General features: G+C 71.0%; 20 protein-coding genes and 1 pseudogene. 11 read left to right on the top strand and 10 right to left on the bottom strand.

The annotated features are described in order from the left end of the window. The first annotated feature begins 4 nt into the window (after window positions 1-4). Entirely contained in the window at window positions 5-1,030 is a 1,026-nt protein-coding gene (locus RJQ01_RS01750; protein ID WP_350474975.1) for a glycosyltransferase, read from the top strand. 12 nt (window positions 1,031-1,042) lie between these two features. Here the strand turns inward: RJQ01_RS01750 and RJQ01_RS01745 are convergent, their stop codons facing one another. Next, window positions 1,043-2,269, bottom strand: a complete 1,227-nt coding sequence (locus tag RJQ01_RS01745) for a type II toxin-antitoxin system HipA family toxin (RefSeq protein WP_350474974.1) — start codon at window positions 2,267-2,269, stop codon at window positions 1,043-1,045. Next, the gene (locus tag RJQ01_RS01740; protein WP_350474973.1) at window positions 2,253-2,600 is read right to left on the bottom strand and encodes a helix-turn-helix transcriptional regulator; all 348 of its coding nucleotides are present in this window, start codon (window positions 2,598-2,600) and stop codon (window positions 2,253-2,255) included. Before RJQ01_RS01740 ends, RJQ01_RS01745 begins: the two co-directional genes overlap by 17 nt. 145 nt (window positions 2,601-2,745) lie before the next feature. Between RJQ01_RS01740 and RJQ01_RS01735 the strand changes: the two genes are divergently transcribed. Both RJQ01_RS01735 and RJQ01_RS01730 read left to right on the top strand, forming a co-directional pair. Next, window positions 2,746-4,110, top strand: a complete 1,365-nt coding sequence (locus RJQ01_RS01735; RefSeq protein ID WP_350474972.1) for a glycosyltransferase family 4 protein — start codon at window positions 2,746-2,748, stop codon at window positions 4,108-4,110. Continuing rightward, window positions 4,035-5,324, top strand: a pseudogene (locus tag RJQ01_RS01730) (DUF2142 domain-containing protein); the annotation flags it as partial. The gene RJQ01_RS01735 and the pseudogene RJQ01_RS01730, both read left to right, overlap by 76 nt. Window positions 5,325-5,583: 259 nt before the next feature. Here the strand turns inward: RJQ01_RS01730 and RJQ01_RS01725 are convergent. The 4 genes from RJQ01_RS01725 to RJQ01_RS01710 are packed head-to-tail and all read right to left on the bottom strand — an operon-like array spanning window position 5,584 to window position 8,973. Next, entirely contained in the window at window positions 5,584-6,729 is a 1,146-nt protein-coding gene (locus RJQ01_RS01725; protein ID WP_350474971.1) for a glycosyltransferase family A protein, read from the bottom strand. Next, window positions 6,726-7,832, bottom strand: a complete 1,107-nt coding sequence (locus RJQ01_RS01720) for a glycosyltransferase (protein WP_350474970.1) — start codon at window positions 7,830-7,832, stop codon at window positions 6,726-6,728. Before RJQ01_RS01720 ends, RJQ01_RS01725 begins: the two co-directional genes overlap by 4 nt. 7 nt (window positions 7,833-7,839) lie before the next feature. Beyond that, window positions 7,840-8,268, bottom strand: coding sequence for a DUF2304 domain-containing protein (locus tag RJQ01_RS01715; protein WP_350474969.1), 429 nt, complete (start codon window positions 8,266-8,268; stop codon window positions 7,840-7,842). Window positions 8,269-8,283: 15 nt separating this feature from the next. Continuing rightward, window positions 8,284-8,973, bottom strand: a complete 690-nt coding sequence (locus RJQ01_RS01710) for a glycosyltransferase family 2 protein (RefSeq protein ID WP_350474968.1) — start codon at window positions 8,971-8,973, stop codon at window positions 8,284-8,286. Window positions 8,974-9,003: 30 nt separating this feature from the next. On the opposite strand from RJQ01_RS01710, the gene RJQ01_RS01705 reads away from it, so the two are divergent. Together RJQ01_RS01705 and RJQ01_RS01700 are read left to right on the top strand one after the other, a co-directional pair. Continuing rightward, window positions 9,004-10,200: a glycosyltransferase gene (locus RJQ01_RS01705; protein WP_350474967.1), complete on the top strand. Its 1,197-nt coding sequence runs from the start codon at window positions 9,004-9,006 to the stop codon at window positions 10,198-10,200. After that, entirely contained in the window at window positions 10,197-11,375 is a 1,179-nt protein-coding gene (locus RJQ01_RS01700; protein WP_350474966.1) for a glycosyltransferase, read from the top strand. The genes RJQ01_RS01705 and RJQ01_RS01700 overlap by 4 nt, the downstream gene beginning before the upstream one ends. 25 nt (window positions 11,376-11,400) lie before the next feature. On the opposite strand, the gene RJQ01_RS01695 is transcribed toward RJQ01_RS01700, so the two are convergent. After that, window positions 11,401-13,197 carry an ABC transporter ATP-binding protein gene (locus tag RJQ01_RS01695; protein ID WP_350474965.1) on the bottom strand — a complete coding sequence of 599 codons (1,797 nt, stop codon included), beginning with the start codon at window positions 13,195-13,197 and terminating at the stop codon, window positions 11,401-11,403. Next, window positions 13,194-14,360 carry a hypothetical protein gene (locus tag RJQ01_RS01690; RefSeq protein ID WP_350474964.1) on the bottom strand — a complete coding sequence of 389 codons (1,167 nt, stop codon included), beginning with the start codon at window positions 14,358-14,360 and terminating at the stop codon, window positions 13,194-13,196. Before RJQ01_RS01690 ends, RJQ01_RS01695 begins: the two co-directional genes overlap by 4 nt. 120 nt (window positions 14,361-14,480) lie before the next feature. On the opposite strand from RJQ01_RS01690, the gene RJQ01_RS01685 reads away from it, so the two are divergent. From RJQ01_RS01685 to galE, 4 genes are all read left to right on the top strand, one after another. Further along, a complete protein-coding gene (locus RJQ01_RS01685) occupies window positions 14,481-15,701 on the top strand; it encodes a glycosyltransferase (RefSeq protein WP_350474963.1) in 1,221 nt (406 codons plus the stop codon). A 100-nt stretch (window positions 15,702-15,801) separates the two neighbouring features. Beyond that, window positions 15,802-17,637, top strand: coding sequence for a cell wall-binding repeat-containing protein (locus tag RJQ01_RS01680; protein ID WP_350474962.1), 1,836 nt, complete (start codon window positions 15,802-15,804; stop codon window positions 17,635-17,637). 21 nt (window positions 17,638-17,658) lie between these two features. Further along, entirely contained in the window at window positions 17,659-20,370 is a 2,712-nt protein-coding gene (locus RJQ01_RS01675; RefSeq protein ID WP_350474961.1) for a cell wall-binding repeat-containing protein, read from the top strand. A 23-nt stretch (window positions 20,371-20,393) separates the two neighbouring features. Beyond that, a complete protein-coding gene (gene galE, locus RJQ01_RS01670) occupies window positions 20,394-21,353 on the top strand; it encodes a UDP-glucose 4-epimerase GalE (protein WP_350474960.1) in 960 nt (319 codons plus the stop codon). Here galE and RJQ01_RS01665 read toward each other — a convergent pair. Continuing rightward, the gene (locus RJQ01_RS01665; RefSeq protein WP_350474959.1) at window positions 21,350-22,600 is read right to left on the bottom strand and encodes an O-antigen ligase family protein; all 1,251 of its coding nucleotides are present in this window, start codon (window positions 22,598-22,600) and stop codon (window positions 21,350-21,352) included. The genes galE and RJQ01_RS01665 overlap by 4 nt on opposite strands. Further along, window positions 22,597-23,910 (bottom strand): O-antigen ligase family protein, encoded by a 1,314-nt coding sequence (locus tag RJQ01_RS01660; RefSeq protein ID WP_350474958.1) that lies wholly within the window; start codon window positions 23,908-23,910, stop codon window positions 22,597-22,599. Before RJQ01_RS01660 ends, RJQ01_RS01665 begins: the two co-directional genes overlap by 4 nt. 63 nt (window positions 23,911-23,973) lie before the next feature. Between RJQ01_RS01660 and RJQ01_RS01655 the strand changes: the two genes are divergently transcribed. After that, window positions 23,974-24,963, top strand: a complete 990-nt coding sequence (locus tag RJQ01_RS01655) for a GDP-mannose 4,6-dehydratase (RefSeq protein ID WP_350474957.1) — start codon at window positions 23,974-23,976, stop codon at window positions 24,961-24,963. Beyond that, complete coding sequence (locus RJQ01_RS01650; RefSeq protein WP_350474956.1) at window positions 24,960-25,910, top strand: GDP-mannose 4,6-dehydratase; 951 nt, start codon at window positions 24,960-24,962, stop codon at window positions 25,908-25,910. The genes RJQ01_RS01655 and RJQ01_RS01650 overlap by 4 nt, the downstream gene beginning before the upstream one ends. Window positions 25,911-25,932 lie beyond the last annotated feature (22 nt).

The following is a 25,932-nucleotide window of genomic DNA, read 5'->3' as shown; positions in this document are numbered from 1 at the left end:
CGGCATGACTTCGCCCGCGCAGCCCGATCGGCTCACCGTCTCGGTCGCCCTGTGCACGCGCAACGGCAGTCGATTCGTGCGCGAGCAGGTGCGCAGCATCCTCGCGCAGCGCCCCGCGCCGCTCGAGCTGGTCGTCGGCGACGACGATTCGAGCGACGACACCGTCGCGATCATCGAGACCGCGCTAGCCGAGGCGCGCTCCGCCGACACCGCCGTGCAGACCGCGCTGATCGTGCGGCGGCACAGCCCGCCGCTGGGCGTGGTCGGCAACTTCGCCGACGCGATGGCGCACTGCCGCGGCGACCTCATCGCGTTGAGCGATCAGGACGACGTGTGGCGCGACGACAAGCTCGCACGCTTCGTGCCGCTCTTCGCCGCGGATGCCCGGCTGCAGCTCGCGCACTCCGACGCGCGCCTCGTCGACGCCGCCGGCGAGCCCCTCGGGCTCACGCTGCTGGAGGCACTCGAGATCACCGCCGCCGAGCGCGAGGGTCTCATCGCGGGCGACGCGTTCGCGGTGCTGCTGCGGCGCAACCTCGTCACGGGCGCGACCGTCGTGCTGCGCCGAACCTTGCTCGAGCGCGCGGCACCGCTGCCTGCCGAGTGGGTGCACGACGAGTGGCTCGCCGCCGTCGCGGCGGCGCACGACCCGCACGCCGTGCGCCTCGTTCCCGAGCCGCTCATCGACTACCGACCGCACGGCGCCAACGAGATCGGCGCGCGCAAGCCCACCATGGCCGACCGGTGGGCGAAGCTGCGCGAGCCGCGCGACGACCGGGCGCCGCTGCTCGCCGAGCGCACGTGCCTGCTCGCCGAGCGGCTCGCCGCCCTCGATGTCGCCCCCGAGCGCGTCGCGCAGGCGCGTGCGAAGCACGGGCACGAGGCCCGCCGCCGTGACCTGCCCCGGTGGCAGCCGGCGCGCATCCCCGGCATCGTCGCAGGCGTCGCGCGGGGTCGCTATGGCCGCTACAGCCGGGGCGCTATCGACGTGCTGCGCGACCTCGTTCAGCCCGCCGGCCGGCGCTCGTGACGTTGCGCCAACCTAAGGCAGGCCGTGAAGCGCGCCGGGGTTCAGAAACTGGCGACCCCAGAGCAGTCGACGCTGCTGCGTGGTGAGGCGTGCCTCGTCGGCGGCCTCCTGCCAGCCCTCGGTCAGCGCGTCGACCATGTGCTGCACGATCTGAAGGCCGGACTTGCGGCTGAGCCCGAACTGAGGACTGTGCCGGGCCAGTTCGGCCAGGTTGCTCGCGCGCTCGCCATCGGGGCCGTACGGCAGAGCCTGCGACGCGGTCTCGCCCGAGCGGTTCATAGGCGACAGGTCGTATGCGGGGGTCAAGCGCAGGCGGCGTCCGTCCCAGAACGCCGCGTGGTTGCGCAGATGGTCGTCGGTGTTCGAGATGGCGATGTTGAGTGCGATGCGCCGGTACAGCTCATCCCCCGCGTCGTCGCCCCATTCGCGCAGCGTGGCGAGGAGGTCGAGGTAGCTGCCGTAGCGCGCTGTCATCTCGCCGAGGCCGGAAAGCGTCAGGGCCGAGACCACCATCGATCTCGTGCCGTTGCCCGGGCGGTCGAAGCGCTCCACGAGCAGCACGTCTTTGCCGAGCGATCGCTCGACGCGGCTGGCAGGCACGCGAACGCCGACCCGCCGCGCCAGAGCCAGGCTGGCCGCTTCTGCGCCGACGACGGGCAGCACATCGGCGGTGGTGGAGAACTTGGCGATGAACTCGACGCCGTCGTCGACTATGAGCGCCTTCGGCCTCGCGCCGCCCATGGCCGTGCCGTCGATGAGGGCGGCCGCGAGGTTCTCAGGCAGAATTCCGCCGGCGTCGACGGTCTGCGCGGCCGCATTGAGCTCGTCGAGTGCGGCGGTGTCAGCTCGCGGTACGTACTCGCTGCTCGACGCCTGAAAGTCGATCGCCCCCAGCCGGTTCGAGCCCGACGCCATCAGATACGTCAGTTCGTCGAGGTCAGTGACATCGGCATCCCGCCCGCGTCTGCCGGTCAGGGCGTGCAAAATCACCCGGCGCCCCCAGGCGTCGGGGGCGCCGTCACGCAGAGCGCCGGGCATGCCGAGGTCTGCAGTGGGGCCGAACGTCTCGGTGCCCAGGGGAAGTGTGGGGGCGAGGCTCACAGCGCCGGGTCGCTCAAGGTATCGGCGGCCGTAGTCGAAGACCAGGCCGTCCGGTGAACGCTGAAGCCTGCCTGCAGGCACGGGCTGCGCGTCACCGCTCAGCCACACCCAGACGAAGGCGCTAGAAATCGAGGCCATCATCATCGGCGATCGGGCGGCGGGCGACCACGCGTTGGGGCAGGAGGGAGAGGCGTTCCTCGCCGCGGCGACGCATGACCGTCAGCTCGCTCGGGTCGTCGACTCCGAAGAGCGGCACGCCCACGATGGCGGCCACGTTGAGCACGTTGCCGATCGATACCGAGGGCGAGCCTCTCTCGACCGAGGAGACGACGTAGTCGGAAACGCCAGCGGCGCGAGCGAGCTCCGCAGCCGTCCACCCCTTGCGGGCGCGGGCGAGTCGCACCTGCTGCCCGAGCACGGTGACCGCATCACGGGCCACAGGGTGCAGACCGATCGCACGACGTCCCATAGTGTCCTCAATAGATTAGGTTTAGGAGGACTATAGACCGAAAGTATTGACAGCGCTACCGTCGTATGCCGCGACTCGGGCGCACAAGACGCCTACCGCGCCGACTAGGCTGGCACCGCCCGAGCACCGACCAGAGGGAGCCAGAGTGACGCGCGTCGTGATCCTCACCGGCGACCCGGTCGGCGCCGCGATGGCGGGCCCCGCGATCCGAGCCTGGAACATGGCGCTCGAGCTGCAGCGGCACGGCAACGAGGTGCGCGTCGTGTCGACGAGCGACTCCACGAAGGCGGCCGTGCGCGACGGCGTGGCGGTGGAGCAGGTGCGCGCGGGAGACGACCGCGCCTTCCGCAGGCACGAGCGCTGGGCACAGGTGATCGTGTTCCAGGGCTACGGCCTCGGCCAGTTCCCCAGCCTGCGCCGCACCGACCGGTTCCTCGTCGCCGACGTGTACGCGCCCATGCACCTTGAGGCGCTGGAGCAGGGCCGCGACCTTCCCGAAGCGACGTGGAGTCTGCGCGTCGCGACGGCGCGCGACAGCCTCGTCGACCAGCTGCGCCGCGCAGACCTCGTGCTGTGCGCCAGCGAGCGGCAGCGGCTGCTCTACCTCGGGCACCTGGCGGCGATCGGCCGCGTGAGCCCTGCGACGTATACCGGTGACCCCGAGCTGCGCGGACTCTTGGCGCTCGCGCCGTTCGGCCTGCCGACCGAGCCTCCCGTGCCGGGTCGCGCCCTGCGCGGCGTGCACCCCGCGATCGACGCCGACTCGCGCGTGCTGCTGTGGGGCGGTGGCGTGTACGACTGGTTCGACCCGCTCACCCTGATCCGCGCGGTCGCGCGCGCGAAGGAGTCGGTGCCGGGCATCCGCCTCGTGTTTCTGGGCACCCGCCACCCGAAGGTCGACGAGATGGGCATCGTGCGCCGCGCCGTCGACCTCGCGACCGAGCTGGGGGTGGAGGGCCGCGAGGTCATCTTCAACGACACGTGGGTGCCCTACGACGAGCGCGGCGCCTACCTGCTCGAGGCCGACGCGGGCGTGAGCACCCACCACGTGCATGTCGAGACGACCTTCGCGTTTCGCACCCGCATTCTCGACTACCTGTGGGCGGGGCTGCCGATGGTCGTGACCGAGGGTGACGGCTTCGCCGACCTCGTGCGCGCCGAAGGCCTCGGCATCGTGGTGCCGGCGAACGATGAGGATGCCCTCGCCGACGCCCTCACGACCGTGCTCACCGACACGGTCGCGGCTGGGCAGTATCGCGCGAACGTGGCGCGCGTGCGCGAGCAGTACACGTGGCCGGTGGTGCTCGAGCCGCTCCTGCGTTACGTCGATGCGCCGCATCACGCGGCCGACTACGTGCCGGGTCGGGCACCTATGGGCGCGGGATCCGATCGCGCGCGCCGCACGGCGGGGGCCGGGCACACCGCGCGCATGGCGTGGCACCATCTGCGGCACTCCGGAGTGCGCGGGCTCGCCGCCCGCGTGCGCGCTCGGCTGGGCGGTCGGTCGTGAGCGAGCGCCGCCTGGTGCGGGCGACCTCGCGCATCGTCGATCGGCGTCGGCCGCTGCTGCTGCTCGTGCTCGCCGCCCTCACCCTCGTGGCGTGGGCGTTCGCCTCACCGATCGGCTCCTCGCCCGACGACGACTACCACCTGACCAGTTCGTGGTGCGCGGGCCTCGCCGCCGGCGAGCTGTGCGAGCCGGGCGCGGCCGACGACGAACGCGTCGTGCCGGAAGCCCTCGACGACATCGCCTGCTACGCGTACGACCCGCAGAAGAGCGCCGCCTGCCAGGGGCAGGAGTTCGACTGGGCGACGAGCGAGACGGTCGAGACCGGGCGCGGCAACTTCAGCGGCGAGTACCCGCCCGTCTATTACGCCGCCACGGGGCTGCTCGCCGGCGGCGACATCCAGGTGTCGGCGCTGCTCATGCGACTGCTGAGCGTGGGGCTGTTCGTCGGGCTCAGCGCTGCGCTGTGGAGCCTGCTGCCCGAGCGCCGCACGACCCTCGTGTGGGCGTGGCTCGCCACGATGGTGCCCCTCGGCGCGTTCCTGCTCGCCTCCAACAACCCCAGCTCGTGGGCGATCATCGGGGTGGGCAGCAGCTGGCTCGCACTGCTCGGCTACGTCGAGTCGACGGGGCGGCGGCGCATCGGCCTCGGCGCGGTCTTCGTGGTTGCGACTCTCGCCGCCGCCGGGTCGCGCGGCGACGCCGCCCTCTACGCGGGTCTCGCCATCGCGGTCGTCTTCGTACTCACCGTCACACCGACATGGCGCTACGCGAAGCTCGCCGTGCTGCCCTTCATCATGGCCGTCGTCGCGCTCGTGCTCTTCCTCACCTCGCGCCAGGTCGCCAGCGGTCTGCAGGGCTTCGGCTCGGGTGGAGCGGGCTCCGGCGCGGGCTCGGGTGAGGGCGGCGGGCTCGAGGCCGTCATCACCGGCCCCGCGCTGCTCGCCTACAACGTGCTCAACCTGCCATCGCTGTGGGCGGGCCTGCTCACCGAGGGCGGGCTCGGCTGGCTCGACGTGCAGATGCCCTCTCTCGTCTCGTTCGCCGTCGTCGGCGTCTTCCTCGTCCTCGCTTTCGTGGGTCTCGCGCGCGTCGAGCGGCGCCGCGCGATCGCCCTGCTGCTCGTCGGCGCTGTGCTCGTGGCCCTGCCGCTCTACGTGCTGCAGGCCGGCGGTGACCGGGTCGGCCAGCAGGTGCAGCCGCGGTACCTCCTGCCGCTCATCGTGCTCTTCGCGGGTCTGCTGCTGCTCTCGCGCACCGACGCCCCGGCGCGCGTGACGCGCCTGCAGGGCTGGCTCATCGGCGCGGCGCTCGCCGGCGCGCACTTCGTGGCGCTGCACCTCACCATGCGCCGCTACATCACCGGCATCGACGGCGCCGGGTTCGACCTCGGTGCGGGCGCCGAATGGTGGTGGGCTGGGCCGGTCGGCCCCAACGCCGTGTGGCTGCTCGGCTCGCTCGCGTTCGCGCTGCTCGTCAGCCTCGCGGTGCCGCTGCTGACGCAGCCCGACGCAGGCGCAGAGGCAGCAGAGCCGAGGCTGCCGCGAGCCGCAGCGGAGCATCCCGACGCAGAGCGTCGCCCGCCCGGCGCGTCAGGAGCGTCGACGGCCGAGTGAAGCGGCGGCGCTGCGTGAGAAGGCCGCGCACGCTCTCGAGGTCGAGCTCGGTGGCGAGCAGCAGCTCGACCAGGCTCTCGTCGGTGCGGGATAGAGAGCGCTCGAGACCAGGCGCCGCGTCGCGCGCGAGGTGCAGAAACTCGGCGGCGAGAGCGCACTCGTGCGCGGCACGGTCGTCGGCAACGTCGGGCGTGCGCAGCGCGAGACCGGGCAACAGGTGGATGCGCACCATCTTCGTCGCCACGAGTTGCCGATCGCGCAGAGCGAGCGAGCGGAGCCTCCCGCCGCGCAGCAGTTGCGCCGAGGCCGCCACCTCGGCGTCGAGAGGCTGCGGGGTGCGCGTGACGCGGCTCGGCGCATCATCCCCCAGCACGTACGCGGGCGCGCGGCTGGCGAACCGCACCGGGCGGCCCGAGAACCACAGACCGAGGCTCACCGGCTGGTCCGAGCCGTTCGTGACCCCCTCGCTGAAGCGCAGCCCCTCCTCCAGAATCGCCTCGCGCTGCAGCAGACCGCGCAGGGCCGTGCGGTAGGGAAGACGGTCGCGACGGGGGTGCAGTGCCCCCGCGTGCAGGGCGCGCACGGGCGGGTTCAGCACGGCTCGGCCGGAAGCGTGGCGCTCGGGCGCGATGACCGCGGCAAGGCTGTGCCGCTCGGCGAGCCGCAGCCAGTGCGCGAGGGCCCCCGGCTCGAACCAGTCGTCGGAATCGAGGAACGACACGTAGCGCGCGCGCGAACGCTCCAGCGCGAGCGTGCGGGGCCCGGCCGGGCTCGGCAGCCCGTCAGCGCACTCGAGCACCTCGACGACCGCCTCGACGGGCAGCTCGGCAAGCATGCCGTGCACGGCATCAAGGGGCAGGTTGTGCGCGACGACGGTCACGACGACCTGCTCGCCCCATCGCAGCCCTGACGTGGCGACCGACTGCACGGCACGAGCGAGGGGTCGCCCACGATCGTGGACGGGCACGATCACCTCCACGGTGGGCACGTCAGTGGGAACGTTCACCCCTCGACCTCCCGGTAGTGGGCGTCGAGCTGCGCGGCGCTCGCCGCGAGGCTGCGCTCGGCGACGACCCAGTCGCGGGCGCGGGCGCCCATCGCGCGGTGCTCGCCCGCGGGCAGGGTCAGCAGCGAGTGCAGGGCGTCGCCGAGCGCCGCCGTGTCGTGCTCGGGCACGACGAGCCCCGTCTCGCCGTCGACGACCATCTCGGGCGCGCCGCCGCTCGCGTAGGTGATGGCGGGCACGCCGCACGCCTGTGCCTCGAGCAAGACGAGTCCGGCGGCCTCCCGCCAGCCGCGGTCGAGCTGGGTGGGCAGCACGAGGGCGCGCGCCCCGCGCAGCGCATCGCGCACCCCGGCACGCGGCAGCGACCCGAGCACCTCGACGTGCGGGTGCGCGGCGGCGGCGGCACGCACTGCGCCCTCGAGCGGGCCCGCACCGACGACGCGCAGCCGGTGCGGGGTGCGCTCCTGCAGGGCGATCGAGGCGTCGAGCAGCTCGTGCAGGCCTTTGGCGCGCGACCAGCGGCCGACGAAGACGAGGGCGGGAGCATCCTGACCAGCGGCCCTCTCGTCACCGGGCGTGAACCAGTCGGTGTCGATGCCCTGGTAGTGCACCTGCACGCGCTCGTGCGGGAACCCCGCCGCGATCGCCCGGTCGGCCAGGTACCGGCTCACGGCCAGCACGCGGTCGCTGTGCTCGATCGTGCGACGGATGCTGCGCCGGTGGAACGCGGCGAGCGGCGACGCCGCACGGCTCTCGGCCGCGACCACGTCGTAGCCGTGCAGAGTCGTCACGAGCGGGCGGCCGGCGCTCACCGCTCCGTGCGACCAGGTCGCGAAATGCTGGTGCACGAGGTCGGGCTCCCATGACCGGATGCGCCTCGCGTGCTCCCGCCCCACGAGCACCGCGAGCCGCATGCGCCACGGCCACGAGCCGGCACCCTCGGGCACGACCGAGTCGATCGCCAGCCCCAGCTCGGGGTCGCCCACGCGCGCCGCCCGCGCGAACACGGCGAACTCGTGCACCGCCGCCAACTGCAGCGCGTGCTGCACGACGAAGTAGGTCGGCGGCACGGGCAGCAGCCCGGTCGTGACGGCGATCCTCATGCGGCGCCTACTCGGCGGTGCCGCTGCCGGAGTCGGTGCGTGCCGAGTCGGAGCGGGTCGCGGCGGAGCCGCCTGCATCGAGGCGCGCTTCGAGCTCGCTGATGCGGTCGTTCAGCCGCGCCTCGGTGAGGGTGATCTCGCGTGCGAGCCTGGTGTTGAGCCGGGCGAGCCGCACCGACCTCTTGTACTCGTTGACGATGTACAGCAGGCCGATGATGATCGCCACGTAGAACAGCAGGTCGGCGCCGCGGCCGATGCCGACCAGTTGCGCGATCGCCGTGAGCAGGTCGGGCCAGATGATCACGACGATGCCGGCGAGGATGCCGACGAGCATGACGAGGCGGCGAATCGCCAGGTGGCGGGGGCTGGGCGTCGAGCGCAGCAGGTAGGCGGCGATGCCGAGGAGGGCGAGGACGAGGATGATCTGGAACCACATGATGGCGGGCCCCTCTCAGTTGATGACGAGGTCGACGAGGATGTTGACCGAGTTGAGCAGCGACTGACCCTTCGCCTTCGAGTAGTCGGTGTAGACGACATGCACGGGATGCTCCGCCCAGGGCAGCCGGGAACGCCCCAGCTGCACCACGATCTCGGTGGCGTGCGCCATGCGGTCCTGGTTCAGCTCGATCGCTTCCGCCGCATCGCGGCGCAGCACACGCAGGCCGTTGTGGGCGTCGGTGAGGGTGAGGCCCGTGCTGAGGTTGGTGACGGCGACGGCGGTCTTGAGCACGACCGTCTTGAGGAACCCTGGCCGGGTGCGGTCGTCGAGAAATCGCGAGCCGAACACGATCGCGAGCTTCTCCTCGCGGGCGCGCTGCAGCATCGAGAGGGCATCGACGAGCCGGTGCTGGCCGTCGGCGTCGAACGTCACGATGTACTCGGCGCTCGGGTGGGCGAGCACGTAGCTGATGCCGGTCTGCAGGGCCGCGCCCTGGCCGAGGTTGTGGGGGTGCCGGATCACTCTGGCCCCCGCCGCCTCGGCCGCCGCGATCGAGTCGTCGCTCGAGCCGTCGTCGACGCACACGACGTGCGCGAACCGCGTGCGCAGCTCCTCGACCACGCCGCCGATCATCGTCGCCTCGTTGTACAGCGGGATGACGACCCAGCAGGTCGTATCGACGGCGTCGGGCATGAGTGTCATTGTGTCAGAGGCCGATAGCCTGAACGGGCCATGCGCATCCTCATCGCGTCACGCCTGTTCTTGCCGGAGCCCGCCGTGGCGGCGACCCGGCTGGGGGCGCTCGCCCGCGAGCTGGCGGCGCGCGGTCATCAGGTGGAGGTGCTCACGAGCCGCCCGCCGCGCGGCACCGTCGTCGAGGAGGAGCCCGGCGTGCTCGTGCGCCGCTGGCCGGTGCTGCGCAACCGCCAGGGCGCTGTGCGCGGCTACCTGCCGTATCTGAGCTTCGACATTCCCCTCCTGGGCCGCCTGCTCGCAGCGCGCGCCGACATCGTCGTCGTCGAGCCACCCCCGACGACTGGCACCGTCGTGCGTTGGCTCTGCCGCCTCGGCCGCGTGCCGTACGTCTACTACGCCGCCGACATCCTTTCTGACGCGGCGGAGCACGCCGGCACCCACCGAGCCGTGGTCGCGGTCGTGCGGCGTCTGGAGCGCGCGGCCGCCAGGAAAGCCGCTCGCGTACTCTCCGTCTCGACCGACTTCACGGAGCGGCTCGAGGCTCTCGGGGTGCCGACGGATCGCATTGCGCTCGTCGGCAACGGCGCGGATACGCGCGTGTACACCGCCGACGACCCCACGGTCGAGCCGGCAGTCGCCGACGCCGCACCGTACGCGCTGTATGCGGGCACGGCCAGCGAGGTGCACGGCGCCGCCGTGTTCGTCGACGCCCTTGAGCATGTCGACGGGCTGCGTCTCGTCTACCTCGGGTCGGGCACCGACTACGCGGCGTTGCGGGCGGCGGGCGAGCGGCAGGCTCCCGGCCGCGTCGATGTGCTGCCGACGGTCGCTCCCGCCGAGGCGGCTCGGTGGCTGCGCGGGGCGACGGTGGCGCTCGCGAGCGCGCGCCCGGCATCCGGTGATGCTGCCGCGTACCGGTTCTTCCCCGCCAAGCTGCACGCCGCCGCGGCCTGCGGCACGCCGATCCTCTATGCGGGCGAGGGTTCGGGTGCGACCTTCGCTGAGGATGCTCCGCTGGGCACCGCCGTGCCCTACGACCCGCGCGCGGTCGGCGCCGCCCTGCAACGCGCACTCGACCATCCGGCGACACACGAGCAGCGCGCAGCCTTCGCCGCGTGGGCGCGTGAGCGTGTCTCGCTCGCCGCTGTCGCGAGCCGCGCCGCCGACGCCATCGAGCTGGCCGCCGCAACGCCGTATCGCAGCGCGCGCCCGGAGCGCGAGGCCCGCCCGTGAGCCGCCTCAAGCGCGTGGCGGGAAAGGTCATCCGCGCGTTGCCGGAGGCGCTCGTCGGTCGTCTGCTGCCGGGGGAGTACCGTTACCGCCCTGCGGATGTTCCCGCCCCGAGCCGTGCCCCCGACAGCCCCGTGCGTCTGTATATCGCTCCCGCCAACTTCGCGGGGCAGGCGTGGCAGTGGGCTCGTGCCGCCGAACGGCACCTGCCCGGGGTCGGCGCGGTGTCGATGGTGGAGGTCCTCCGTGCCGGGTTCCGCCACCCCGCCGATACGGCTGTGCCGCGCGGAGTGTACGCGGCATCCGGCCGATGGCAGCGCGCCGAGCGCGCCGTCGTCGCGCATGACTTCACCCACCTCATCGTCGAGGCGGAGCGCTGGCCCTTCGGCGGCGTGCTGCTCGAGTCGGTCGACGAGCAGGTGCGGTGGGCGCTCGATCGCGGTCTGCACGTGGCGATGCTGTGTCACGGCAGCGACATCCGCCTGCCGAGCCGGCACGCCGAGCTCGAGGCCGACTCGCCGTTCCGCACTGCGCTCGGCGACCAGATCGCCCACTATCAACGGCTGACCGAGCGCAACCGCGCGTTGCTCGACCGGCTCGACCTGCCCGTCTTCGTCTCGACGCCCGACCTGCTGCGCGACGTTTCGCAGGCGACGTGGCTGCCGGTCGTCGTCGACGTCGATCGATGGGCGACGGATGCTGCGCCCCTGTCGCGCGCCGTGCCTCGCGTCGTGCACGCGCCCTCTCGGGCCGCCATGAAGGGCTCCGAGCTCGTCGAGCCCACCCTGCATCGCCTGCACGAGCAGGGTCTCATCGACTACCGCCGGCTGGAGAAGCTGCCCCACGAGGGCATGGTCGCCGCCTACCGCGACGCCGACATCGTGCTCGACCAGTTCTCGATGGGCATCTACGGGGTCGCGGCGTGCGAGGCGATGGCGGCGGGCCGCGTCGTCGTGAGCCATGTCGCCGACTTCTCGCGCGAGACAGTGCTGGCGGCAACGAGCCAGCGGCTGCCGATCGTGCAGGCCCGCGCCGCCGAGCTCGAGACGGTGCTGCGCGACCTGTTCGACGACCGTGAGGCGGCGAGGGCGACGGCGGCTCTCGGCCCCGACTTTGTGCGCGCCGTGCACGACGGGCGTCGCTCGGCCGACGTGCTGCGACCGTTCCTGCTCGGCTGAGCCCCACCGCGAGGCGTCGCGGGGACTACCGCAGCTCGCCGTCGCCGAGACCGGCGAGCTTCACCTGCTGGGCGAACTCTGGCACGGTCGCGGCGAGCTCGTCGAAGGGCCCGGCGCCCACGAGACGGCCGCCGCTCATGAAGAAGATGGTGTCGGCGTTCTTGACGGTGGAGAGCCGGTGGGCGACGGAGACGACGGTCGTCGACCCGCGCAGCTCGGCGATCGCGGCGGCCACGGCCGCCTCGGTGCGGGTGTCGAGCGCGCTCGTCGCCTCGTCGAGCACGAGCACGAGCGGCTGCGCGTAGAGGGCGCGGGCGATGCCGAGCCGCTGACGTTGACCGCCCGAGAGCGCGAGGCCGCGCTCGCCGATGGGCGCGTCGATGCCGCCGTCCCGCTCCTCGATGACGTCGAGCAGCTGCGCCATCGCGAGGGCTTCGCGCACGCGATCACGATCGAAGTCGGCGCTCCACGTGAGGGCGACGTTCTGCGCGACCGTCGAGTCGAAGAGCGACACCTCCTGGGGAACGTAGGCTACGCGGCTGCGCCACCAGCGCGTCACCTGGTCGAGGGGGATGCCGTCGACCGTGACGGTGCCCTCGCTCGGTGACAGGAGCCCCAGCATGAGGTCGACCATCGTCGACTTTCCGGCGCCGGAGGCGCCTACGAGGGCGGCGACCGACCCGAACGGCAGGGTGAGGCCCACCTCGCGCACCGCATCGTCGGCGTCGGGGGAGTAGCGGAACGAGACGCGCTCGAACACCATCTCGCGGGGCGGGTCGGGGGGTGTCGCGGTGTCACGCTCGTCGATGCCGCGACCGGCGGTGCGCTCGCTGCGGGCGATCTCGTCGAGCACCCGCTCGGCGTGCGGCGCCGCCATCTGCACCTGGTTGACGACCGACTGGAAGCGCACGATGGAGGGTGCGATGCGGAAGCCGGCAAGCCCGAACAGGGCCACGGCGGTGATGGCCCCGGTCGTGCCGCCGGTGAGGAAGCCCGTGACGCCGACGAGCAGGAAGCCGCCGATGATGCCCGCCTCGAGCACGTAGCGCGGTACCTCCTTGAGGAAGACGGCGTTGCCGCGGGCCCGTGCGCTGTGCCAGCGATTCGCCCGCACGACGTCGCCGATCGCGCCGAGTCGATCACGCAGCGTGATCTCCTTGAGGGCACCGATCATCTCGGTGATGAGGCGCGAGGTGCGCAGCGAGTAGCGCAGGGTGACCGCGCCCGCCTCGCGCGATCGCCGGGTGACCCAGAAGTAGAGCATCGCGCCGATGAAGCCCAGGTAGAGCAGTGAGATGAGCGCCACGGTCGGCTGGGCGATGGCGAGCACGCCGAGCACGGCGACGAAGCTCATCGCCTCGCCGAGCAGCGTCGCCCCCGGCAGCAGCAGTCCGGCGATGACGACCGCCACGCTGTTGTCGGTGAGTCGCACCAGGTCTGCGGAGTTGCGCTTGAGGCGCTCCGTCCACGACGCGGCCACGTACGTCTCGAACAGGCGGCTGCCGAGGTCGAGCTCGTAGCGCGCGAAGCGACGCGTGGCTCCCCACAGCAGCACGACGGCGATGACCGACTTCGACATGATGAGCACGCACACGAGCCCCAGCAGCAGGATGAGCCCCTGGTCGTCGACCTCGCCGATAAGGGGCAGGTCGACGGGACTGTTGGAGAGGATCGGCCCGATGACGACGGCGAGCAGCGCGACCGCGATGGCGTCGAGGATCGCGAGCATGCCGAGAGTGACCGAGTAGATGATGAGGAACGGCTTGGCCTGCGGCGGCAGGATGCGCAGCACCCCCATCGCGGCCTTCCACGCCGACTTCACAGCGCTCCCACCGTCTGCAGCAGGTTCTGCTTCTCATTCTCTGAGTGCAGCACGGGAGCGGCGGCGTGCGCGGCATCCTTGAGCTGCTGCACCCTCTCGGCGGTGAGCGAGTTCAGCAGCTGCGCCGTCTTCTGCGCCCCCCACGGCTCCACGACGACGCCGAAGCCGTAGGGTTCGTGCTCGGCGATCATGACCTCGTTGCGGCCGGTGACAACACCGGTGCGACCTTGCACCGCTTCGAAGAGCTTGTTCGGCAGCATGTAGCGCACGTTGGGCGAGACGGGGCGGTAGACCATCATCGCCAGGTCGTACTCGTTGATGGTGCGCGCGATCTCCTTCACCGGAACCCCGGGCCTGATGAGAATGCGCTTGCCGTGGGGTGCCGCGATGCGGCGCACCTCGTCGATCATCGCGTCGTCACCGGTGAGCATGAGCGTGAGCTCGAAGCGGTCGTCGACGAGCCCCATCGTGTCGATGAGGTCGCGCAGCCCCCGCTCCCAGTGGGCGAGGCCGTGGTAGATGAGGCGGATGCGCTGCGGGTCGACGGGTTGGGGCTGCTGCTGGACGAACTCGGGAATGTTGCGCACGACCGCAGGCCGGGGCATCCCGCGATCATGCTCGTAGTAGTCGGCGAGGCGCTGCGACACGGTCGAGCGGGTCGTGAACTGCGGGTCGCCGAGGCGCCGCGTCAGCCAGCGCTGCCAGCTCCATGCGAGCAGCCCGAAAGGCGTGCGCTCACGCATGCGCTGCGTGAAGTACTCGTGCATGTCGAGGTGGATGTGCGTGTTCGTGAGAGCGCCGAACACCTCCCGGTCGCGGCTCCACGGTGCCAGTTCGCGATCGTTGAACACGATCAGGTCGTAGGTGCCGCTCCGCACCGCGTCGGCGGCCGTGGACGGAATGCGCCGCTGGATGATGCGGCGAAACTTGGCGCTGTTCGTCATGAGACCGTGCAGAACGAGCTGCCGCCACGGGCTCGACTCCCACACGGTCGGCGGCAGCAGCTCGAAGTGGGTGCGCACCTGGGGGCTGGGGTGGGGGCCGTATCCCAGGGTGTCGACGACCCAGCCGGCATCGGTGAGCCAGTCAATCTCGCGGCGCACGCGCGGGTCGTTGAGAATCTCGCTGGGGACGGCCAGCAGGGCGACGCGCTCGGTCGGCATGGGCGGGGAGGTCTCCTGCGGTTCTCGGGCGCCCGGGCCGGTACGGCGGGCGTCAGCCAGCCTACCGTTCGCGCCATCGTCGCTCGCGGGCGCGGTGGGCGCCGCTGGTAGCGTGAGCGAGTGCCGCGCCCCCCTCGAACCCCGGTCGAGCGGGGAAAGGATGCCCTGCGCAGCGTGCTGCGCGCGTCGCTCGCCGTCGCGCCCGGCGCTCTCGTGACCCGCCTGGTCGACCCGACGCAGCACTTCGACCCCGGGCATCCGTCTCCGGCGATCGAGCTGCCTCTCGACTCGCCTGTGCGCCTGCTGGTCGCACCCACCAACTCCGCGGGGCAAGGGTGGGCGTGGGCGCGAGCGGCCGAACGCATCGACGGCGTCGCGGCTCGCACCATGCAGATCGACATGAACCGCTTCGCGAGGTTTCCCGCCGATCAGAGCGTCTCGCGCGGCGAGTACCGCTGGTCTCGTCGCTGGCAGCGCGCGCAGCGCCGCGCGGTGCTGGAGGGGGCGACGCACGTGCTGCTCGAGTCGGCGTCGCCACTCTTCGGCGACCCGCACCGGCGCGACGTGCGCGGCGAGCTGCGCCAGCTGAAACGCGCTGGCATCGATGTGGCGCTGCTCTTCCACGGCAGTGACATCCGCTCGCCGTCGCGCCACCGGGCACGCGCCCCGTGGTCGCCGTTCGGCCCCGGCGGATGGGATCAGACGTCAGCGCTCGAGCGGGTCACCGCTGAGAACGCGGCCCTCGTGGCCGAGGTCGATCTGCCGGTGTACGTCTCCACCCCCGACCTGCTCGTCGACCTGCCCGAAGCACGGTGGCTGCCCGTCGTCGTCGACCCCGAGCGGTGGGCCACGCCGCGTGCTCCGTTCGCCAGCCGGCAGCGCCCACTCGTCGTGCACATTCCGAGCCGCACAATCGTCAAGGGCACCGACCTCATCGACCCTGTGCTGCAGGGGCTCGCCCAGGAGGGCCTCATCGACTACCGCTCGATCACGGGCCTCAGCAATGACGAGATGGTCGCCGCCTACGGCGACGCCGACATCGTCGTCGACCAGCTGCGCATCGGCACCTACGGCGTGGCGGCGTGCGAGGCGATGGCGGCGGGTCGGGTGGTCGTCAGCCACGTCGACGAGCAGGTGCGGGGCGTCGTCGAGCGCGACTGCGGCCAGCCTCTGCCGATCGTCGAGGCGACGTCGGGCACCCTTGAGGCCGTCGTGCGCGACATCGCGGCCCACCCGGCGCGCGCGGCCGATTCGGCCGCTGAGGGCCCGGCGTTCGTGCGCGCTCACCATGACGGCAGGCGGAGTGCGGATGCCCTGCGCGCGTTCCTCGGGTTCGTCTAGCGAATGCCCCTGAGTGAGGGCCTCCCGTTTCTGCCGCATTGCCGTTACTGTTGTGACTGCTGTGACTCGTAGCAGGGGGCTGCGAGTGGGGGGTTTCATCATGTCTCGGTCCACCGTTCTCGAGATGCGCATACTGCAGGCGCGTCGTCCGTCGTGGCGCGCGGCCGCCGCGATCGGTATCGCTGCGCTGGTCGGCAGCCTTGTGGTCTCGACGCCCGCGCACGCCCAACCGCTGGAGGAACCGGTCGTCGTCGACGAGACACCGGTCGATCGGGCAGTGGTATCGACGGGAGACTTTGCGTCGGCCGCGAGCCGCGCAGACTTCGACCCCGGCTACATCATCAGCGACGTACAGTTCTACGATCGCGAGGCGATGACCCAGTCGCAGATCCAGGCCTTCCTCGACCGCATGATCGGCACCTGCCTCAACTCGAACTGTCTCAACGTCTACTCGCAGAGCACGACGTCGCGCGCGGCGACCGAGCGGTGCCGCGCCTACAGCGGCGGCAGCAACGAGTCGGCCGCCCGCATCATCTACAAGGTGCAGCAGGCGTGCGGCATCAGCGCGAAGGTGATCCTCGTCACGCTGCAGAAAGAGCAGAGCCTCGTCACCCGCACCTCGCCGTCGACCTCGACGCTGGAGCGCGCGATGGGCTACTACTGCCCCGACGACCCGTCGCGCCCAGGCTGGTGCCACCCCGACTTCGCGGGCTTCTACAACCAGGTGTACAACGCGTCTGCGCAGTTCCAGCGCTACCGACTGAACCCTGGCAACTACAACTACCGCATCGGGTCGAACAGCATCCTGTACCACCCCAACTCGTCGTGCGGTCGCAAGACAGTGTCGATTCGCAACGCGGCGACCGCGGGCCTCTACATCTACACGCCCTACACGCCGAACGCGGCCGCGATGAGCAACCTGTACGGCACGGGCGACAGCTGCTCGAGCTACGGCAACCGCAACTTCTGGCGGCTCTACACCGACTGGTTCGGCAACCCGACCGGGCAGCTGTCGAACACGGTCACCAAGTCGCGCCTGGCAGGCCCCGACCGCTACTCCACCTCCGTCGCACTCGCGGCGTCGGCCTACCCCGACCCGAGCGCGGTGACGACGGTGTACGTCGCTGTCGGCACCGGCTTCGCCGATGGACTCGCCGCCGCACCCGCGGCGGCGGCGGCCGGTGGTCCGCTGCTGCTGACCGACCGCTCGACGCTCCCGGAGTCGGTACGCGCCGAGATTCAGCGGCTCACGCCCGAGCGCATCATCGTCGTGGGCGGGCCCAGCGTCATTAACGGCTCAGTGGTCGATGCGCTCGCCGCGCTCGCGCCGACGGTCACGCGCGTGGCAGGCGACGACCGCTATGCGACGGCTCGCGCACTCGCGCTGCTCGCGTTCCCTGACGGAGTTGACGAGGTCTTCGTGGCGAGCGGCGGCAACTTTCCTGACGCTCTCGCAGCGAGCGCTGCGGCGGGCTCCCGGGGCGTTCCGGTGCTGCTCGTGCCGCCAGGGTCACGCTCTGCCGATTCTGCGACCCGCAGTGTCGTCGCCGAGCTCGGTGCAACGCGCGTGGTCGCCGCGGGCGGCACCGCGGTCATCTCGTCGGATTACCTGAACTCGCTGAAGACGGGAACCGCCGTGACCTCTCTGGTGCGCCGCGGAGGCGCCGATCGCTACAAGACGGCGGCGAGCATCAACGACTACGCCTTCCCGACGGCCACCGCCGGCTATCTCGCGAGCGGTGTCAACTTCCCTGACGCGCTCGCGGCGGCCGCCGTGGCGGGTGCGCAGAATGCCCCTCTGCACCTCTCGCCCGGCAGCTGCCTTCCCGCGGCTGCGGTCGGCCACCTGACGCTCTCGGGAGTGCAGAGCCTCACGTTCGTCGGCGGCACTGCAGTGCTCACCTCGAACGCCTACAACTACCGGCCGTGCTCCTGAGCGGAAGAAGGCAGAAGACCGATGCGTAGCCGCCGCAGCGCCACGACTGGCGCGATCGTCGCCCTTATCGCTCTGCTCGGGGCCCCCGTCACGGCGGCATCCGCCGCGCAGCCGACGGCGACGCCGGTACGGGCGTTCGAGCGACCGGTCTCCACGCTGGGCGATGAGCCGTCGCGCATGATCGATGTCTCGCCCGAGGACTTCGCCGAGGAGGGTTCCGCCCTGCCGGCGGGCCTGCAGCAGGCGCTCGCGCGCGACGTGGGCCTCACGGGTGCCGAGTGGCTCGCGCAGAGCGAGGCCGGCAACGCGGCGGCCGATGTCGTGGCCGAGCTCACCGAGGTCATCGACGTGGTCGATGCACGCCTTGAGGGCTACGACCTCGTCGTCACGGTCGAGAATGCGGCGGATGCCCGACTCGCGCAGAGCGTGGGTGCCCGAGTCGAGTTCGGCTCGGCCTCAGAGTCGCGCGGAACCGCCGTGATCGAGGGTCTCGAGCCCGCCGCCGACCTGCGCGGAGGGATCCCCTACATCTTCAACAACGCGGCCCGTTGCTCGGTGGGCTTCGCCGGCATCAACACCTCGACCGATCAGCTCCAGATGCTCTCCGCCGGGCACTGCGAAGACGTACCCGGTGACCAGCGCAGAGTCACATCGATCAACCGCCCGACGATCTCCGGCGGAACCCTGAGCTCGCCCGTCACGCTCGGCAACGGCGGTCTGCATGTCACCGACGAGTACCCGAACCCCGGCTACTCCCAAGACACCTTCTACGACCTTGGGCTGACGCCCGTGACGGCGTCGGGGTGGGTCGGCAAGCCCGAGGTCGTCACGTGGGGAAACTCGACAAGTGGTGCTCCATACGACTCCGAGCCGCTCGTGATTCGCGACGCCGGCCCTGCGATGACCGGCACCACGATCTGCAAGTCCGGTGCCACCACGGGCTGGACGTGCGGGCCCATCACTGACGTCGACAGCCTCGTCTATGTGGGAGGCGGTTCACCGTCGTGCCCCGCAGCAAGCGGTGACAACTACTGCGTAGCGGGCATCGAGGCCGACGTCTGCGTCCGCGGGGGAGACAGTGGTGGCCCAGCTATGGTGGGTTCGCGCGCGGTCGGGGTCTCCTCTGCCGCCACCAACGCCACGGAGAACACGTGCGATGTCCTGGGCAACGTCGGGATCTTTGCGACCCTTTACTCCGCATTCCCCGAGTTCGAGCAGGTCACCAAGATTTACCCGAACTGGGAACCCATCATCGACGTGAGCACACCTGCGGTCTTGCGAGACGGTACCGACTTTTCGGGCACTCTCGAGGGCGGCACCGTTCGGCACTCGGTCGACATCGAGTTCAGCAACGGCCGCACCCTCACCACCCCCGTCGGTAGCGACGGAACATGGGCGATCGACGCGTCGACGGCCTATCTCGCGACTGCCGACTACGAGGTCATAGCGCGGTGGGGCGAGGGCTCGCGATCGGCCGCCGTGCTCGGCTCGATCAGCGTGCCCACCGGCGCGGCTGAGGGTCGCGTGAACGCTGTGGAGGATCCGAGTCCAGCGATCAGCGGCGCGAGTGTTCGATTTCACGACACGAACGGCGTCTTCATCAGCGAGGTCCAGACTGACGGCAATGGCGACTTCCAGGCTCCAGATCTAGCGGCGGGCGACTATCTGGTTCAGGTGATAGACCCGGGCGGTTCGTACGCGTCGCGGTGGTTCCCCGACGCGACGTCGTCTGCGAGCGCGACGCCCGTGACCGTCACCTCTGAGCAGACCACGAGCAGCATCGATATCAGCCTGCCCGACATGCCGGTCTGGCCTCCAGCGGTCAGTCGCATCGCGGGAGCCGATCGCTACTCCACAGCCGCCAAGATCGCGCAGGAGTATGACCCTTTCCCGTCCGGCGAGGGGGTGGTGTACGTCGCTACCGGAACAGGTTTCGCCGACGCGCTCAGTGCCGCAGCAGCCGCCGCATACCTTGATGCCCCGCTCCTCCTGACCGCGCCGACGAGCCTGCCCTCAGTGATCCGGTCAGAGATCCTGCGACTCGGCCCCCACAAGATCATCATCGTGGGCGGCACGAGCGTCGTCTCGTCGGGTGTCGAGAACGCCTTGAAGAATCTCGCGCCGATCGTGGTACGACAGGCGGGCTCGGATCGTTACTCCACGTCGCGGGTCGTGACGAGGGAGGCTTTCGAATCGGGTGGCGCAACCACGGCATTCGTCGCGACGGGAAGCGGGTTCGCCGATGCCCTCGCCGCCGCGTCCGCCGCGGGAAGCATCGGCGCGCCCGTCGTCCTCGTCGACGGGTCGAGCTCTGGAGTGCCGTCGGCCACCCGGTCGCTCTTGGCTGATCTCGGAGTCACCGACGTGTACGTCGCCGGCGGCACCGCGGTCGTCTCGAGCGGAATCCTCTCCACCATTCGCGGGTACAGCTTCATTGACTCGGCGACGCGACTCGCTGGCTCCGATCGCTACACGACATCGATGGAGATCACGGAAGAGATCTTCGCGGGCACGAATGCGGGCGGCTACTTCGCGGTCGGAACCGGATACGCGGATGCGCTCGCGGGAGCAGCCCTCGCCGGAGGCACGGGGGAGCCGCTCTACATTGTTCCGCCGAACTGCGTTCCGCGTGACGTGCTCACCCACATGCAGTCGACCGGCGTTGAAGAAGTTCGCCTTCTCGGCGGCACCGCCGTCCTCAACTCGCGGGTTGCGGCCCTGAGCCGCTGCTGACGCACCGCGCCTAGACTGACCCGGTGCGCGTACTCGTCACCGGGGGCTCCGGCTACATCGGCTCGCACGTCTGCCGCGTTCTCGCCGAGCGCGGCGACACTCCCGTCGTCGTCGACGACTTCGTGCACGGGCTGCGGCATCGCATCGACGGGATGCCCGCCTACGAGCTCGACCTCGCAGAAGCCGGCGCTGCCGACGCGCTCGCGCGGGTCATCGCTGAGGAGGGCGTCGAGGCGATCATCCATCTGGCGGCCCGCAAGCAGGTCGCCGAATCGGTGGCCCGCCCGCTCTGGTACCACCGGCAAAACGTCGGCGCCCTGACCGCAGTACTGCAGGCCATGGTCGCCTCGGGTGTGCGCGACCTGGTCTTCTCCAGCTCGGCCGCCGTCTACGGCGACGCCGACGGCGTCGTGACGGAGCACTCGCCGACGGTGCCCGTCAACCCGTACGGCGAGTCGAAGCTCGCCGGGGAGTGGCTCGCCGCCGCCGTCGCCCGCGCCGAGGGACTACGCGTCACGAGCCTGCGCTACTTCAACGTCGCCGGCGCCGGCTGGCCCGACCTGGCCGACACGGCCGTGCTCAACCTCGTGCCGATGGTGCTCGAGGCGATCGACGACGGGCGCGCGCCGCAGATCTTCGGCGACGACTACCCGACCGCCGACGGCACGTGCGTGCGCGACTTCGTGCACGTGCGCGACCTCGCCGACGCGCACCTCGCGGTGCTCGACGCCCTGCCCGAGCAGCCCGAACCGCACCGCGCCTACAACGTGGGCACGGGAGTCGGGTCGAGCGTGCGCGACGTCGTGGAGGGCATCCGGCGCCGCATTGAGGATGCTCCCGCCACCGTCACCCGCCCCCGCAGGCCCGGCGACCCCGCCGCGGTGGTCGCCGACGTGAGCCTCATCGCGGCCGAGCTGGGGTGGCGGGCGCAGCACGACCTCGACGACATTCTCGACTCGGTGCTCGCGGCCCGCGACCGCTAGTCGAGGCGGCCGCGCCAGGAGCGATTGCGCGCGGCGGCAAAGGCAGAGGTGACGAAGAGCAAGAGCCCGCCCTCGTACAGCAGGTAGCTCTCGGTCATGCTCGTCGTGGCGAGCAGCACGAGCGTGAGCGCGGGCCACACGTAGACGGTACTGCGGCGCTCAGACGCGACGAGCCAGGCCCGCACAAAGGCCAGGCTCAACGCGGCGATGAGCACGAGCAGGCCAGCCAGTCCCAGCTGCAGCCACACATCCACGTAGGCGTTGAGGGCTGACGACGGCTGCCGGCCGGCGCTATCGACGACGGCGGCGAACGGAAAGACATCGGCCGGCCACGGGCCCGCCCAGCCCCAGCCCTGCACGGGATACTGGTCGATGAACCCTGTCACGCGCGACCACACGCTTGTGCGCACCTCCACGTCAGCGGCTGCGTCGACAGCATCGACGAGAGCGGTGCGGAAGATCCACGCCAGCACGCCGAAGACCGCGAGCGAGACGAGCAGCACACTCTGCGTCGCCCGGCGTGCGACGGTCTTCTGGCGCCGCACAATCACCAGGGCGAGCCCCGCGATGAGCACGGCGGCGAGCACAAGCAGCGACACCGGAGACCGGGCGAAGACCACGGTCGCCGCGGCCAGGGCGAGCGAGTAGACGCTCACGGCGCGGGAGACCGAGCGCGTACGCACCTCGATCCAGAAGCTCAGGATGGCGAGTGCGCCGAGGAAGGCGAAAGCGTTGCGGGTGCCGGCGAGACCCTCGATGGGGCCGCCCCCGGCGAGCGAACCCGAGATACTGAGGAACGTCAGGGGCGTGTCGATGAGAAGGCCGCTGAGGATCTCGAGCACGAACGAGGCGGTGAGGATCACACGCAACGCGTTGCCGACCGCGCGCACGAGCTGAATGAGGTCGCGCACGAGAGCGATGTACAGGCCGAGAACGCCGAAGCCGAGCGCGTAGGCGATGCCCCCGACGGTAGCCCACGTGTACTGGCTCCAGACGACGCTCACGGTGAGCAGGCCGAAGAGCGCCATGATCGAGATCGGCAGCACCCCCCGCCACTCGATGCGCTCCGGCTGCGCCCACAGAGAGGCACCCCCGAGCACGACGAGGCCGGCCAGCACGGCGAGGGCACCCGGCCAGCCCATCACCGCCCGCACCGCACCGGTGATCAGGGCGAAGCCGACGATCGCCTCGGTGAGCGCCTGGCTGAAACGCGCCGAGCCGAGCGCTGAGCGCACGGCGGTGATCACGACGGGCCACCCGCGCGGTGCCAGCGAAGCTCGTGCCGGCGTGACGCCACCGTGATCCACACGAGGAGCAGCAGGCCCGCTTCGATGAGCAGGCGAGACTCGGCGAGACCGTGCACGAGCAGCATGGCGAGGATGAGTACGGGAGCCAGTCGCAAAGCCGGAGGGTCGACCACATCGCCCCTCGGCGCGTTTACCGCCCAGGAGACGGTGCGCACCGTCGTCGCGAGCACGAGAACCGACACCAGCACCAGGCCGATGATGCCCAACTGCAGCCAGACATCGAGCCACGCATTGTGCGCCTGCAGATACGTGACGCCGCGGATGACAACCAGATCGTCGAACGGCTCCACCCAGGGCGCCCAATAGCTGACCCAGCCCCAGCCGAACCACGGGCGTTGCTGCGCCAGCTCGATGACGGCCGCCCAGATGTCGAGGCGGCCGGTGAGGTCGTCGCTGCGCCCCACGAGCGCGAGCAGGGCATCCTGAAACAGCACTGCGAGCGTCGCGACCGCCACGGCTGCTGTCGTTGCCGCCGCATAGAGAGCGGCGCGGGCTCTGCCGGCGAGCCGACGCGCGAGCAGCACCACTCCGAGCACGAGCACGACACCCGCACCCGCCGCCAGCACCGTGACCGAGCGGGTGAGAACGAGCACGCCGAGCGCGATGGCCAGCCACCCCGCCGCGAGAGGCCGGGTCGTCGTCGCCTCGTGGCCGAGATCGGTCTGCCGCACGCGCCACTGCACCGCGATCACGATCACCGCGAGCAGAGCGACGAACGCGAGCAGGTTCGCGTTGCCGACGATGCCCTGAATGCGGCCGCCCTCGAAAAGCGCGTTGCGCGACCAGTTGAACGCGGCCGGGTAGGGCTCGTCGTAACTCGTCCACAGAGGCAGCAGCGGCTGCCGTACGAGCGTCGCGACCGCAAACTCGAAGACCAGAGAGAGCCCCAGAATCCACCGCACCGCCGCGCTCAGAGCGCGCACCATCTCGCCCAGGCTCATCACGTGCGTCATGACGACCGCGACAACGCCCGTGACGAGCGTCACGACGACGCCGATGGCAGACGCGCCGGGATACGCCGACCACGCGATCGAGGCCGTCAGATAGACGGCGACGGCGCCCAGCGCCACCGGAACCCGCCGCAGGTCGACGCGCTCGCGCACCGCGACGATCGCCCACGCGACGCCGAGCAGAGCGACCACCGCTCCCCACCCGTACCAGCTGAGGCTGTAGCGCCAGGCATCGCCCGCGAGGAGCGTGAAGAGGGTCAGGCCGGCGAGAGCCACACGGCGCTCGCGGAGCCACGACATGCGCCCAGCCTACTGCGGTGCGTGACGGTTCGACGCGCGCGCGCGTCGTGGCAGAGTGGAGGTATGCGACGCGCCCTCATCACCGGTGTCACCGGGCAGGACGGCTACTACCTGAGCAGGCTGCTGCACGACAAGGGCTACGAGGTGTTCGGGCTCGTGCGGGGGCAGAGCAACCCCAAGATCGACATGATCCAGCGCGAGCTGCCGTTTGTGCGCGTGCTCACCGGCGACCTGCTCGACTTCTCGAGCCTCCTTCGTGCTCTCGAGGCGTCGCAGCCGCACGAGGTCTACAACCTCGGTGCAATCTCCTACGTCGCCTACTCGTGGGAGAACGCCGCGCTCACCACCGACGTCACGGCCAAAGGCGTGCTGACGATGCTCGAAGCCGTCAGGCTCTACGGCGGAACGGGCACGCGACCGGTGCGGTTCTACCAGGCGTCGAGCTCCGAGATGTTCGGCAAGGTGCAGGAGGTGCCGCAGACCGAGTCGACCCTGCTGTGGCCGCGCTCGCCCTACGGCGTTGCGAAAGCCTTCGGTCACCACATGACCATCAACTACCGCGAGTCCTACGGAATGCACGCCTCGAGCGGCCTGCTCTTCAATCACGAGTCGCCCATGCGCTCGCCCGAGTTCGTCACGCGCAAGATCAGCCGGGCGGTCGCCCGCATCGCGATGGGCCGGCAGGCCACGCTCACGCTCGGCAACCTCGACGCCCAGCGCGACTGGGGCTACGCCGGCGACTACGTCGATGCCATGTGGCGCATGCTGCAGCAGGACGAGGCGGACGACTACGTCGTCGCCACAGGGGAGACGCACTCGGTGAGGGAGTACCTCGACCTCGCCTTCGCCCACGTCGGCATCGACGAGTGGGGGCCCCGCGTGCAGCAGGACGAGGCTCTGCTGCGCCCGGCGGAGATCGACCAGCTCGTCGGCGATGCGAGCAAGGCGCGGCGCGTGCTCGGGTGGTCGCCGACCGTCGACTTTCCCGCTCTCGTCTCCCTCATGGTCGACGCCGACCTCGCCCGTGAGCGGGGACAGGCGGCCGCCCCGTGACTCGGGTCGCACTCGTCACCGGCATCGCCGGGCAGACGGGAAGCTACCTCGCTGAGAACCTCGTCGCCCACGGCTGGGTCGTCCACGGGCTCGTGCGCCCGGGCGACACGAGTCTGAGCGACCTGGGCATCTCGCTCGACGCCGACCTGCACGAGCTCGATCTTGTGGATGCCCCGGCTGTCGCCGCGCTCGCCGAGCGGCTCGAGCCCGACACGATCTTCCACCTGGGTGGGCTCACGTCGGTCGGCGCCTCGTGGGCGCAGCCCCACGAGTACGCGGTCGTCACGGGGGCATCGACGGCCACGATCCTCGACACGGCCCAGCGGCTCGCCGAGCGGACCGGCCGCGAGACGGGCGTCGTGCACGCCTCGAGCGCGGAGATCTTCGGCGACGCACCTGCGCCGCAGGACGAGTCGACGCCGATCGGGCCGACCAACCCGTACGGGGCCGCGAAAGCCCTCGGGCACCACCTGGTGCAGGCGTATCGGCACCGCGGCGTGCGGGCCTCGAACGCCATCCTGTTCAACCACGAGTCGCCGCGGCGGCCGCCCACCTTCGTCACGCGCAAGATCACCCAAGGGGTGGCGAGCATCGTGGACGGGCGGGCGGACTCGCTCGTGCTCGGCGCCCTCGACGCCCGACGCGACTGGGGCTGGGCGCCCGACTACGCCGACGCCCTGCGGCGCTGCGCGGAGGTGGCCGAGGACCTCGTCATCGCCACGGGCGAGAGCCACAGCATCCGGGATTTCGTGGAGGCGGCCTTCGCGCACGTGGGCATCGACGACTGGAGCGCGTTCGTGCGCCAGGATGATGCGCTGCTGCGGCCCGCCGACATCGCCGAGCTGAGGGGCTCCCCGCTCCGCGCTCGCCAGGCGATCGGCTGGGAGCCGACGGTGCGGTTCCGCGAGATCGTCGCCCGCATGGTCGACGCCGACCGCGCGCTCTGATCGCGCGTCGACTCTCGACGGG

Source organism: Microcella sp., assembly GCF_040286215.1.
GTDB lineage: Bacteria > Actinomycetota > Actinomycetes > Actinomycetales > Microbacteriaceae > Microcella.
This window is presented reverse-complemented; position numbering and strand designations above follow the sequence as displayed.

Coding starts and splice junctions, on each gene's coding strand:
- RJQ01_RS01745 (WP_350474974.1), bottom strand. CDS start 2,269: ATGGCCTCGATTTCTAGCGCCTTCGTCTGGGTGTGGCTGAGCGGTGAC.
- RJQ01_RS01720 (WP_350474970.1), bottom strand. CDS start 7,832: ATGAGGATCGCCGTCACGACCGGGCTGCTGCCCGTGCCGCCGACCTAC.
- RJQ01_RS01705 (WP_350474967.1), top strand. CDS start 9,004: ATGCGCATCCTCATCGCGTCACGCCTGTTCTTGCCGGAGCCCGCCGTG.
- RJQ01_RS01655 (WP_350474957.1), top strand. CDS start 23,974: ATGCGACGCGCCCTCATCACCGGTGTCACCGGGCAGGACGGCTACTAC.
- RJQ01_RS01750 (WP_350474975.1), top strand. CDS start 5: ATGACTTCGCCCGCGCAGCCCGATCGGCTCACCGTCTCGGTCGCCCTG.
- RJQ01_RS01740 (WP_350474973.1), bottom strand. CDS start 2,600: ATGGGACGTCGTGCGATCGGTCTGCACCCTGTGGCCCGTGATGCGGTC.
- RJQ01_RS01675 (WP_350474961.1), top strand. CDS start 17,659: ATGCGTAGCCGCCGCAGCGCCACGACTGGCGCGATCGTCGCCCTTATC.
- RJQ01_RS01710 (WP_350474968.1), bottom strand. CDS start 8,973: ATGACACTCATGCCCGACGCCGTCGATACGACCTGCTGGGTCGTCATC.
- RJQ01_RS01690 (WP_350474964.1), bottom strand. CDS start 14,360: ATGCCGACCGAGCGCGTCGCCCTGCTGGCCGTCCCCAGCGAGATTCTC.
- RJQ01_RS01680 (WP_350474962.1), top strand. CDS start 15,802: ATGTCTCGGTCCACCGTTCTCGAGATGCGCATACTGCAGGCGCGTCGT.
- RJQ01_RS01715 (WP_350474969.1), bottom strand. CDS start 8,268: ATGTGGTTCCAGATCATCCTCGTCCTCGCCCTCCTCGGCATCGCCGCC.
- RJQ01_RS01660 (WP_350474958.1), bottom strand. CDS start 23,910: ATGTCGTGGCTCCGCGAGCGCCGTGTGGCTCTCGCCGGCCTGACCCTC.